Raw genomic sequence first — 12,381 nt, 5'->3', positions numbered from 1 at the left:
AAACAACATGTTGATCCTTTATCCTTCAGTCTGTTCGTTCTTCTATTTGTTCTTTTTCTGTGTAATTTGCAAGTTTTTCGGCGGTCTCCGCCATAAACGAAAGTTCATCTTCTGTCAAATAGGAAAGGTATTTGGTTATGGTGGCTTTTCTACTTTCCAAAATGGTTTCCAACATATTTTCTCCTTGTTTGGTCAGTCTAATATTGACCACTCTTCTATCCTTTTGATCATGCTCGCGCATAATGAGTTTGTTCTGTTCAAGGCGATCCATCATAAATGTTACGGCACTTGGTTTTACACCCAGGTGATCGGCTAATTGAGAAATGTTGCATCTTCCTTGTGTTTTTAATAAAGACAGAACAAATAGTTGTGTAGGTGTTATCCCATGATCATGTAGACTTTCCGACATTTCCGGATGTATTTTTTGGTAAACGAAGTGACTGGCCGATTGAATTCGTGCAATGTAGTCGCAAACATCCCTCATAATAGGATTCCCCTTATTAATTAACGGAGATAAATATAAACTTTATAAATATTTATTTTATATAAAATTCCATGCCATTAAATATAAAGGGTATTTAAATAAAAATCAATGGTTTTTTTTAATACTAACGAGTTATATTCACTCATTTATGGAAACATCCTCTATTTATCGTTCTTTTTTCATGTCAAAAAAATCTGCAGGATGAACCTTTTCATACAAACGGTATTTTTTTCACAAAACTTTATATGATATTCCGATCAAGTTTTGAACATTCCTCTTGAGGATAGGATGCATCAGGAAATTTCATTTTATATTCTATTGACCTAATTGGTCAATAGGATTATGATGAAATTGACCAAATCGGTCAATAACGGTAAATAAATGGGGGGATCATCATTTGTTTTCCAATTTCTTTCAAATAAATCCAGAAAAGCAAGAACGAATTTTAAATGCGGCACTAAAAGAATTTGCCAAACATGGTTATGAAAAAGCGTCCACCAATGGGATTGTAAAAGAAGCCAATATCTCAAAAGGGCTGCTTTTTCACTATTTCAAAAATAAAAAGGAATTGTTTTTATTTTTGTATGACTATTTTGTAGAGATGATCATGGATGAGTTTTACGCGAAAATCGATTGGAATGAAAAAGACTTGTTCATGAGATGGCGAGAATGCGCAGTCCTGGAATTTGAATTAATGAAGAAATATCCCGATATCTTCAATTTCTTTATAGCCGCCTCTCAAGAAGAATCCGACGAGGTAAAAAAAGAGTTAGAGCAAAGGAATAACGAAATATTGGTCAGCAGCTATCAAAAATTATTTACCGATATTGATACTTCAAAATTTAAACAAGGCCTTGATATAAACAGAGCTATCAAAATTATCATGTGGACGATGGAAGGATTATCAAATGAACAGCAAAAAAAGATGAAGCAATTCTCTTTGAAGCATTTCGATATGGATGAAATATTATCGGAAATGGATTATTATTTAAATCTGCTTAAGGAATCTTTTTATGATGAAACCGAAGATTGAGAAAGTCTGCATTATTAAAAAAGGGGGTTCAAAGAATGAATGTCATTGAAATCAACCACTTGACGAAAACCTATGGAAAGGCAAGAGGAATTACGGATATTAGTTTTACGGTTGAACAAGGTGAGATTTTTGGATTCATCGGACCAAATGGTGCGGGAAAGTCGACGACCATAAGAACGTTATTGTCTCTCATTTATCCGACAAGCGGAAATGCCAAGATTTTCGGAAAAGACTGTATAAAATATGCTCCTGAAATCAAAAAAGACATCGGGTATTTGCCTTCAGAAGTTTTTTATTATGACAATATGAAGGTGATAGATTTGCTGAAATATTCAGCCAGCTTTTATAAAAAAGATTGCAGCAAGAGAATGAAAGAATTAGCTGAAATAATGGATTTGGATCTGAATAAAAAAATAGATGATTTATCTTTGGAGAACAAAAAGAAGGTTGGGATCGTTCAAGCGCTGCTCCATGAGCCAAAGCTGATGATTTTTTGATATAAAAAATAAATTGATAATCAGTTATTGACAAAAAGAGCGAAAACCATGACTAAAAAGTCATGGTTTAAACTTGTCTTTAATAACTGGATAAAATGCTTTGTGCTTGTTGGTTCAATAGGATAAAGTTGCGAAATCTTTGTGTAACAGTGAATGATTCAAATAAGGTGAAATGAATCATGGATAACCATTTGCGGAGGCAAGATCTGCTCACTGGGAGATTGAAGATGAGGGCAAGGAGTGAGACTTAGCGAATGCACAGGATTTTTCAATCTTTCCTTGTGTTTGTGATGTAAAAAATCATTATAAGCGACAGCTAATTTTGGAGTCGGCAGACAGCTCACAGAAATGATCAACGGTTTGGTCGTATTAAACTTGTCGTTGTTGATTGGAGTATTTAACAACCGGCCATTTTTCTTTACGTAGTGCGTTCATCAATTCTGGTCCTGCATGCAAGTTGTCCGCTACCAGCTCCCGAGGAGTAAGCGCCATCCACTGATTTAGTGACACATCGGCAAAACGGTCACTCTTGAACATCTCCAGAAACCATAGGCTTTGGTCACCGGTGTTCTGGATGTAGTGTCCGAAGGCGAACGGCACATATCCTACATCGCCGGCCCGGTAATTGAAAGTTCGCGCCTTGCCATTTGCTGCGAATACGGTCATGCGTCCCGTGCCCGATAGGTAATACTGCCATTCATCGTTATTCGGGTGCCAATGCATTTCCCTCATAGCGCCTGGCTTGATTTCTACCAATGCCGCCGCAACGGTAGTTGAAATGGGGAAGTTGGTGGAATCGACTATACGCACTGTCCCGCCCGGAGTGACGAGCGGTTCCTGCGCAAGCAACCGGTGTGTGAAGCTTTTGGGCACCGTTCCATAAGGGTCCGGTATCTTTTGGCTCTCCAAAGGACCGGGAACTTTTGATTGGTAAATGTATCGTTGTTTTTTGGGTATATGAGCAAAGGCGTTTTCTGATACGCCGAAATTTGCGGACAGTACGTCTTTCGGTGTGTGCGCGAACCAATCTGAGATGGAGAAGGTGTCGAAGTCGGAGAAGTTGCCGTCATCGAAAACAAGCAGAAACTCGCAGCCTTCTTCAAGCCCTTGGATGGAGTGTGGAATGCCGGGGGGAAAGTACCATAGATCCCCGTGGCCGACGTCCGCAATAAAGTTCCGACCGTTCTGATCGACGGCGGTGATGCGCGCCCGGCCCATAATCATGAAGGCCCATTCCGCTTGTTTATGCCAATGCAGCTCACGAACACCCCCAGGGGTCAGACGCATGTTCACGCCTGCCAGTGTGGTTGCGATCGGCAGCTGTCTTACCGTTACTTCTCGTGACCAACCACCATGATTTAACTGCATATTGGTGTCGGAAAAAGAGAACTTCAAGTTAGGGATCGTTCCGGCATCGGTGGCAGGCGGAACCAGCATGTCGGGGTTCTCCAGGTCCCTCATGATGTCCCGCGGACCGAAATCGGTTGCACCGGCGCCATCATCTCTTATAGGATGAGGCACATGGCCATAATAATGCTGATTCCGAGTTCGATTGTCCATGAAACACGCTCCCCTTCCTCAGATCATGCAATAAGTCATTTATCTCCATTCTATGATCGCTTTGTTGTGTGTATGTTTTATTCTTTATGGCTTGCATTTGGTTGGTGAAATCTATTTATGTGTCGCTATTTCGCACTTATTTTTTGTTGGTTTAACAGGGCGGCCTGTTCTTGCCTTCTTTTTTGGCTGGACAGATAGACGCCGATAAAGACGAGGAGTCCTCCTAAAATCTGCACGAAAGTAATAGGGTTCCCCATGAGCAGGCTTAGAAGAGCGGTAAATACCGTGATCAAATTCAAATAAATTCCCGCTCGGCTGGGGCCAATTTCCCGAATGGACGCATTCCAGAAAACAAAAGATCCGACGGAGGGAAAAATTCCAATGTATAAGATTCCTATCGCGGCTTCTTTGCTAAGAGGAAAGTGGACGCCGGAAACAAGAATAAAAGGAAGAAGCATCACCAATCCCAATAATACGGATACCGCAGTAGCAGAAATGGGGGGAACGTTTTGAATCTTTTTCCCTAAAATGGAATAAAACGTCCAAACGAGGATGTCCAAGAGCATGAAGAGATCGCCTCGGTTATAGTCAATGAGAAAAATTTGCTCCAAGTGTCCTTTCGTTAAAACAAGAAGAACCCCCAGAAGGGAAATGACGAGGCCGAAGCCGTTCACCAGCGAAATTCTTTCCTTTAAAAGAATGGCGGAAAAAAGGACGATGACTGCCGGATTGATCGAATTGACCAGCGCTGCATTTAAGGAGGTCGTAAACCGCAAGGCCTCATATAAAAGAAGGTTATACCCTAAAATCCCCAACAGCGACAGAACGATGAGAATTTTCCACTGGTTCCAAACGTTTTTCCAATCCGGACGTTCAATCCAATGAGCGAGAGGGAATAAAAGAAAGATCGCAATCACCCAACGGGAAAATGTCATTTGTAAAGGAGACATTTCGGCCACTACATATTTTCCGAACACATAATTACCTGCCCAAAATAAATTGGCTAGGACTAGAAACAAAAAGACTTGGTATTTTTTCATCGCTATTCCTCGCTTTTCTTTCCGTTTTTCAATGAATCTTTACAATAGTTCCTAAAGATTCATTGAGTCGCATTCACAAAAATAAAAAATCGATTTCCGTTCATGATCCTTTTGAAATTTTTTAAATCATTTTGTGTTGATGGGAAAATCGATCCGTTTCAGATTGGGGGGGGCGGTGTTGTTTAGAGAACATAAAATCGACGTTTCGGTTTCATTGATAAAAAGACATATCACCCGTGAATACCGGAATGATATGTCTTTCTAAATACATTTTATTATTTCCATATATCTTGGGCAATTTGAACGACATGGCGCAGTTTCGCCCATTGCTGTTCTTCCGTTAACAAGTTGCCTTCTTCTGTTGAAGCAAAACCGCACTGTGTGCTTAAACATAATTGGTTTAAATCAACATAATGGGAGGCTTCATCAATGCGCCGTTTAATATCGTCTGGATTTTCCAGTTCTCCCGCTTTTGATGTGATTAAGCCGAGCACAATTTTCAAATCGGATCGATTCACGAATCGGAGCGGTTCAAAGCCGCCAGCTCGGTCGCTGTCATATTCGAGGAAAAAGGCGTCTATATTCAATCCGTTAAACAGGACTTCTGCTACCGGCTCATAGCCGCCGGAAGAAAACCATGTCGAGCGATAATTGCCACGGCAAATGTGCATGGTAATCGTCATATCATCCGGACGGACCGCCACAGCTTCGTTTATTAACTTCATGTATGTAGTGCTCAATTGATCGGGGTCTACTCCTTGAGCCAGCATTTCTTCTCTTTTCTCGGTTGAACACAGGGCGCCCCAAGACGTATCATCGAGCTGCAAGTAGCGACAGCCTGCATCATAAAAAGCTTGTATCGCCTTTTGATAAGTTTTAGCTAAATCATGGAAAAATTCTTCTTCGTCCCCGTAAGCGGTTTTTTCGATTTTGCCTCTTAAATGAAGCATACTTGGACTTGGAATGGTCATTTTAGCAATATGGCTGCCGGCGATGCTATGGAGATATTGATAATCTTCCAGCATAGGGTGGTCTGTGAAATCCAATTTTCCTGTCACTTTAATTCCATGAGACTTTGTTTGCATTTGATGAAATGAAATGCCGCTTTCTGTTTCATAGCTTTCGACGCCGTCAAGGTTTTCAAGGAAATCAAAGTGCCACCATGCTCGGCGAAATTCACCATCTGTCACGGCTTGAAGCCCGATTTCTTTTTGTTTTTCAACGATCCGTGCGATTTCTTCATTTTCAATCAGCCGCAATTGGTCAGCTGTTATTTCGCCTGCTGCTCTTTGAGAACGAGCTTTTTGAATCCGTTTTGATCTTAACAAACTGCCCACTTGATCCGCACGAAACGGCGGTTTTTTGGTTTGCAGTGATTGAATTGTGTGTTGTTCCAAAGTTGTTCCCTTCCTTCCTTTAAATAATTAAATTAAATGGTATCAAATATTCAGATAGAAGTAAATATTTTGAAACATAAAACAGGTCTGTCATATCGATCGTTTCTGCATACTTGATTCTATTTCTCGGAAATGTGGCCCTATTTAAAAAAGAAATTGAAGGATCTTAGCTTCTTTTCTACCAAAATTCTGTTTTCTGATTGTCTGTAAAAAGAAAAACGAACCCAGATGTAAGATGGGTTCGTTTGATGTGTTTTTTAGCCAAAACATAACGGTAAGGATCATGCATTGGCCTTTTGTTCAAACAGTTTGATGATTTCAATAATCACGTTCGTTGCTTTTACCATATTGTCGGCGGAAATGTATTCATATTTGCCGTGGAAGTTTTCTCCGCCTGCAAAAAGATTAGGTGTCGGGAGGCCCATGTACGATAGCTGTGCGCCGTCGGTACCTCCTCGGATCGGTGTAACTTTCGGTTCAATGTCTAAATTTTTCATCGCTTCGTACGCAATGTCGACAATTTCTTTGACCGGTTCGATTTTTTCTTTCATATTATAATATTGATCTTTGAGTTCCAACAAAATATTATCTTTCCCGTATATATTTCTGAATTCTTCTACAATCTTTTCTAATTGGGCTTTTCGGGCGTTGAATTGTTCTCGATCAAAATCCCTGATGATGTAGTGCAAAGTTGTTTGTTCGACATCACCGTTGATCGCAAGCAAATGATAGAATCCTTCGTATCCTTCCGTATATTCAGGTGATTCCTTTTCCGGCAGTTTACGATGGAGTTCCATGGCAATCTTTGTCGAGTTCACCATTTTCCCTTTCGCTGTTCCGGGATGTACGTTGTTGCCTTTGATCGTAATTTTGGCAGCGGCAGCGTTAAAGTTTTCATACTCCAGTTCGCCGAGTGGGCCGCCGTCCACTGTGTAAGCATATTTTGCATCAAAAGCGTCTACATTGAATTTATGAGGACCTCTTCCAATTTCTTCATCCGGTGTAAACGCCACTCTTACCTTTCCGTGCTTAATTTCTGGATGATCCAATAAATAAGCCATAGCCGTCATGATCTCGGCAATCCCCGCTTTATCATCGGCGCCGAGAAGAGTGGTGCCGTCAGTGGTAATCAACGTGTGGCCTTTATAGTTAGCCAGTTCAGGAAAATCTTTTGGCGAAAGTACGACATTTAGAGATTTATTTAAGATAATGTCACCGCCGTCATAGTTTTCGACAATTTGCGGTTGAACGCCGGCACCGGTAAAATCAGTCGCTGTATCCAGATGGGCCAAAAATCCAATGGTCGGGACATTTTTTTCCGTATTGGCCGGAAGAGTGGCCATCACATAGCCGTTTTCATCCACTGTCACATCTTCCATGCCGATCGCTTTTAATTCGTCCACAAGCATGCGGGCAAGCGTCCACTGGCCGGGAGTAGATGGACAAGTGTTGCTGTTTTCATCAGATTGAGTGTCCACTTTGACATAAGAAATAAATCTTTCCATTACTTCCTTTTTCATTTTCGTTCATCTCCTCACGTTTTATTTTATATTATACTCTTCCGAGAGGATACATACTTTCTCGGATGTTTTCTACAATCGAGAAAACCAACAATTTTTTATTTTCCTTTTTTTCACGCGAACACCTTCTTTTTTGCTGACAAAGATCGTTTTCAATGAAACTCGTAAGCCGATTGAGATTTTGATCCAAAATGCAAGAAAAATTTTATTTTAAGTCCAACAATGGTTTTTAGCACTCACTTTTTTATTTTCAAGGCTTTGAATCGACCGAATGTTTAGGCTTTCTCAATAAAAATCTATGGCATACGATTTTTGATATAATAATATGACCTTTAAACATTTCATTAAAACTAAATAAGAAGTAGAGGTAAATGTATGAAAAAAAGAATTTTTGTAGTCGGAATCGTTTTCCTGGCCATTTTTCTTCTTTTGTATGGTACTTACAAATTAATGAATTCACGAACATACCAGCTATTCGGAGGGTTAACCAACCAGGTTGAAACAAGTCAAAAAGTTGTGGCTTTGACCTTTGATGATGGGCCTACAAAGAATGTCGTTCAACTGTTGCCTCTTTTGGATAAATACAATGCGAAAGCCACTTTTTTTGTCATTGGGAATGAGTTGGAAAAGAATCTGGAGGAAGGAAAGAAAATAGCACAAGCAGGACATCAAATTGGCAATCATAGCTATTCCCATAAGCGAATGGTCTTTAAAACCCCTTCCTTTATTCAACAGGAAATTGAAAAAACCAATACGTTAATCAGAAAAACAGGTTATAAAGGGCCCATCGATTTTCGACCACCTAATGGCAAAAAATTGGTGGGATTACCGTATTAGTATTACTTAAATAAACATCATATGGATACCATCACTTGGAATCTTGAACCAGACACCTATTATACTTCCGTTTCTGACAAAGTCGATTATGTAGAAAAAAATGTGAAACCCGGGTCTATTATTTTGATGCATCCAATGTATGATGATACGGGAAAAGAGTTAAAAGCCATTGAAGGAATATTAGCGGCCTTGTCCAAAGAAGGCTACAAATTCGTCACGGTGAATCAGTTGCAAAAATGGAAAAACAATTAGTCTGAAAATGGGTGGACATTCATACTATATGTAAACTATTGAGGTTTACATCACTTCATTAGTGATTTTAGGAAAAAAGAAAATATTAGCAGATTCCTGTTATCATGTTAGCGACTTTGCCAATATATTGAATAAGCGTGTTCATATAACCATATAAAACTTTCCATAAGTTCTACGGAGGCTTAAACAGTTTTAAATAACTTATAAAAAGTTATAAAATTTTTATTGACTTTATAATTTTTTCATGCTATATTTAATTTAAGGAGGAATATAGCATGAGATATTATAGCATTCATGAATTTTCCAAATTAATCAATCGAACGCCACAAACTTTAAGAAATTGGGACAAAAGTGGAAAATTAAAACCACATCATACTGGCTCAAACGGCTATAGATATTATTCTCACGATCAACTTAAAGAGGTACTTGGTATTAAAGAAACTAGTCAAAAAGTGGTTGGTTATTGCAGAGTTTCTTCTAATAAACAAAAAGATGATTTGCAAAGACAAGTTGAAAATATGAAAAAATATTTAGAATCGTTAAATGTTGAATATGAAATCATTCAAGACATTGGTAGTGGGATTAATTACAAGAAAAAAGGTTTGCGTCAACTAATCAAAATGATAAATAACAAAGAAGTAGATAAAATAGTAGTATTCTATAAAGATAGGCTTCTTAGATTTGGTTTTGAATTGGTTGAGTATATGGCAAACCTTAATGGGTGTGAGATTGAAGTTTTAGATAGCACTGAAAAAACAGATGAACAAGAACTTGTAGAAGATTTAATACAGATTGTTACAGTATTTAGTTGTAGATTACAAGGAAAACGTGCTAATAAAACTAGAAAGTTAGTAGATGAATTAATTGAGGAAAATGAGGAGTTGCTAAATGATAAAGTCAATAAAAGTGATGTTGAAACCAAATAATAAGCAAAAAACTAAATTATTTCTATATGCGAATACAGCTAGATTTGCTTATAATTGGACAATTGCAAAGCAACAAGAAAATTATCAAAATGGTGGTAAATTCATCAATGATTCAACTTTGAGAAAACAGTTTACTCAAATGAAAAAACTTGATGAATTTAATTGGTTGAATTATGTAAGCAATAATGTAACGAAACAAGCGATTAAAGATGCTTGTGATGCTTACAAACGATTTTTTAAAGGACTATCAAAATATCCAAAATTCAAGAGTAAAAAGAAATCTACACCTAGTTTTTATCAAGACAATGTGAAAATTAAATTCACAAAAACACATGTAAAAGTAGAAGGATTTGCTTCAAGTAAGAAGTCGAATAAACAAAAGATAAATTGGATTCGATTAGCTGAGAAAGGACGTATTCCATTTGGTGAAAATGTTAAGTATACGAATCCTCGATTTACATTTGATGGTTTGAATTGGTGGGTATCTGTTGGAATAGAAACAGATAGTGATTATTCTCCTTCAAAAACAGAAGGGATAGGTATTGACTTAGGAATAAAAGATTTAGCTGTTTGTTCTGATGGTAAAGTTTATGGAAATATTAATAAAACAAAAAGAATTAGGCAATTAGAGAAGAAAAAGCGTAGGTTGCAACGCAAAATATCAAGAAAATATGAAAAAGGAAGGGAGGGAAACCGTTACAGGAAAACCAACAACATTATAAAAAGTGAAAAGCAACTTTTAAAAGTTTCACGAAGACTAACGAATATTCGTCATAACTACATACATCAAATCACTTCTGAAATCGTAAACAGAAAACCAATGTTTATTGTTTTAGAAGATTTGAATGTAAAAGGTATGATGAAAAATAAACATTTAGCTGAATCTGTTCAACAACAATGTTTCCATGAATTTAGAAGACAAATTGAATACAAGTCAAATTGGAATAATATTCGCTTCATTTTGGCGGATAGATGGTTTCCAAGTTCTAAGTTGTGTTCTTGTTGCGGAAAAGTTAAAAAAGACTTGAAGTTATCCGATAGAACTTTTGAATGCGAATGTGGAAATATTGTTGATCGAGATTATCAAGCGTCTATAAATCTTAAAAAATATGGTGAAAATGTTTTAGAATCTGCATCTTAACAATGCAAGTTAATGCAGACATGTACCGATTCGTTAGTCGGGAATTTACGACTTTGGAGTGTTACACCAAATGCAAGTAGCGATCTGTTTAATAGATAGACGTGAAAGCAGACACGATGAAGAAGTAATGAAACATAAAAGTTGTAGGAAATTATAACTTTTTATAAGTTTTCTGTAACGGTATTCAAAATAAAGACAAGGACTGTAATCGGGTTAATAAGTTCTCTTATTGTATGCGTTTATGGGGTGTATCGCTTGTTTCTTGAAACACCGTCATTTCATTCACTTGTAATTCCTTTCACTTTTGCTATTTCTGGTCTTATTGGCATCATTGGATTTAGTGTCGAATTACGGAAAATACATTCCAATTAAACGAATTTTAATAAACAAAATTCGAGTAGAGATGGGGCGTTTCTAACCCTTTTCACCACAGAACGAAAGAGCTGTACGCGTAGATCTTCGCATACAGCTCTTACTTTTTTATCTTGAAAGTCTTGGAATGAGAGACATTAAAATAATATTGTCTGTAGTGTTAACAATGTTTTATGGTTCCGTTATTCTGAAATCTTCATTCCTTATATTGATCGTAAAAACACTTGAGTTCATTTTTGTATTGTTTATGCCAAGGCTTGTCTTTTCCGCAATAATGGATTAAAACGGTGTTGCGGCGAATCCAGTCGATAGTGTGTTTTCGCTTAGGGATCAGTTTCGAAAGTTCATAATAGCGGGCATCGTAATTGTATTTCAGGCTGTCTGCCGGCTTGATTTTATCCCAATATAAAGCATTCAATACGTCTTGGTCTGGGAGAACGAGTTTTAATTTGTTTTTTTCGATAAACTGGTAGATCTCTTCGATATTCACTTCTTTTCGGATAGACGCCATGTTCATCAACAACACACCTGTATTAAAATAGCCCTTCGCATTTGGTGTACGCAACCGCAATTTGTTGATTGCCCGCGCCATTTTAGCAGAATGTTCGTGCTCGGCAGCGACAAATAAGCAATTTTCAAAATCGGTCCAATAAAAATCTGTGATCGGATTAATACAAACAATATCCGGATCAAGATACAATATTCGATCGACATCCTCCGGCAAAAATTGATAAGCGGCCAGCCGATAATACATTTCGGATGTGTAGTGCCGAAATACAGGTGCATCTTGAAACCATTTCGAATCTACGAATATGGGAGTGAAACGATGTCCTTTTGAGAATATGTATTGCTCCAAAGTTTTTATGTCTTGATCCGGTATGTCGGAATATAGAAGATAGATGGAAAATGACTCGTTTTTGTTGTTGCAGAACAGTGAATGTAATAGTACTTTCAGCGGGGGTAAGTAATTGGCATTCAGTGTCACAAGAATGTTCATCATGTGCATACACCCTTACGAATTTACCTTTATTAAGAAAAACAAAACAGTCTTATATCATTTTATTATAAAATGAAAATTTTTTCATAGATGAGAACTAATCTAATATGGGAAAATCGTTTGTTTTGAACGAGAAAAGGGGAGTATAGACAAGGGGATCCGGGGGCATTTTATTTCTTTGGTTTCTAAATTATTTTGGAAAGTTGAAAAGGTTCTTTTTAACCGTTCATAGATTGAAAGAAGATTGTGAGATTTGTTCATTCATAAGGGGTCATAAGTACCCCTTCAGCAACAGCGATAACATAGTGTTTTTCATGATATGGAA

The 12,381-nt window shown here is 37.7% G+C and carries 9 protein-coding genes and 2 pseudogenes; 5 read left to right on the top strand and 6 right to left on the bottom strand.

Translation table 11 applies throughout. The features are described 5' to 3' along the window. Positions 1 to 25: 25 nt before the first annotated feature. Positions 26 to 484 (bottom strand): MarR family winged helix-turn-helix transcriptional regulator, encoded by a 459-nt coding sequence (locus NST81_RS17020; RefSeq protein WP_048624300.1) that lies wholly within the window; start codon positions 482 to 484, stop codon positions 26 to 28. A gap of 397 nt (positions 485 to 881) precedes the next feature. Between NST81_RS17020 and NST81_RS17015 the strand changes: the two genes are divergently transcribed. Together NST81_RS17015 and NST81_RS17010 are read left to right on the top strand one after the other, a co-directional pair. Further along, complete coding sequence (locus NST81_RS17015) at positions 882 to 1,517, top strand: TetR/AcrR family transcriptional regulator (RefSeq protein ID WP_341030414.1); 636 nt, start codon at positions 882 to 884, stop codon at positions 1,515 to 1,517. A 35-nt stretch (positions 1,518 to 1,552) separates the two neighbouring features. Next, positions 1,553 to 2,008 (top strand): annotated as a pseudogene (locus NST81_RS17010) (ABC transporter ATP-binding protein); the annotation flags it as partial. A gap of 375 nt (positions 2,009 to 2,383) precedes the next feature. Here the strand turns inward: NST81_RS17010 and NST81_RS17005 are convergent. The 4 genes from NST81_RS17005 to pepT form a co-directional block, all read right to left on the bottom strand. Then, positions 2,384 to 3,574 (bottom strand): oxalate decarboxylase family bicupin, encoded by a 1,191-nt coding sequence (locus NST81_RS17005; RefSeq protein WP_048624298.1) that lies wholly within the window; start codon positions 3,572 to 3,574, stop codon positions 2,384 to 2,386. 125 nt (positions 3,575 to 3,699) lie between these two features. Continuing rightward, positions 3,700 to 4,614 (bottom strand): DMT family transporter, encoded by a 915-nt coding sequence (locus NST81_RS17000; RefSeq protein WP_048624297.1) that lies wholly within the window; start codon positions 4,612 to 4,614, stop codon positions 3,700 to 3,702. Between the two features lie 275 nt (positions 4,615 to 4,889). After that, positions 4,890 to 6,011 (bottom strand): 5-methyltetrahydropteroyltriglutamate--homocysteine S-methyltransferase, encoded by a 1,122-nt coding sequence (locus NST81_RS16995; RefSeq protein WP_048624296.1) that lies wholly within the window; start codon positions 6,009 to 6,011, stop codon positions 4,890 to 4,892. Between the two features lie 281 nt (positions 6,012 to 6,292). Then, positions 6,293 to 7,531: a peptidase T gene (pepT, locus tag NST81_RS16990; protein WP_003354897.1), complete on the bottom strand. Its 1,239-nt coding sequence runs from the start codon at positions 7,529 to 7,531 to the stop codon at positions 6,293 to 6,295. A gap of 375 nt (positions 7,532 to 7,906) precedes the next feature. On the opposite strand from pepT, the pseudogene NST81_RS16985 reads away from it, so the two are divergent. The 3 genes and pseudogenes from NST81_RS16985 (at position 7,907) to NST81_RS16975 (ending at position 10,687) form a co-directional block, all read left to right on the top strand. Continuing rightward, a pseudogene (locus NST81_RS16985) lies at positions 7,907 to 8,620 on the top strand (polysaccharide deacetylase family protein). A 275-nt stretch (positions 8,621 to 8,895) separates the two neighbouring features. Then, entirely contained in the window at positions 8,896 to 9,546 is a 651-nt protein-coding gene (locus tag NST81_RS16980; RefSeq protein ID WP_048624295.1) for an IS607 family transposase, read from the top strand. Continuing rightward, positions 9,509 to 10,687 carry an RNA-guided endonuclease InsQ/TnpB family protein gene (locus NST81_RS16975; protein WP_048624294.1) on the top strand — a complete coding sequence of 393 codons (1,179 nt, stop codon included), beginning with the start codon at positions 9,509 to 9,511 and terminating at the stop codon, positions 10,685 to 10,687. The genes NST81_RS16980 and NST81_RS16975 overlap by 38 nt, the downstream gene beginning before the upstream one ends. A 568-nt stretch (positions 10,688 to 11,255) precedes the next feature. On the opposite strand, the gene NST81_RS16970 is transcribed toward NST81_RS16975, so the two are convergent. After that, complete coding sequence (locus tag NST81_RS16970) at positions 11,256 to 12,059, bottom strand: glycosyltransferase family 8 protein (protein ID WP_048624293.1); 804 nt, start codon at positions 12,057 to 12,059, stop codon at positions 11,256 to 11,258. Positions 12,060 to 12,381 lie beyond the last annotated feature (322 nt).

The organism is Bacillus sp. FSL W8-0223, from assembly GCF_038006805.1.
GTDB classification, from domain to species: domain Bacteria; phylum Bacillota; class Bacilli; order Bacillales; family DSM-4216; genus Bacillus_O; species Bacillus_O smithii.
This window is presented reverse-complemented; position numbering and strand designations above follow the sequence as displayed.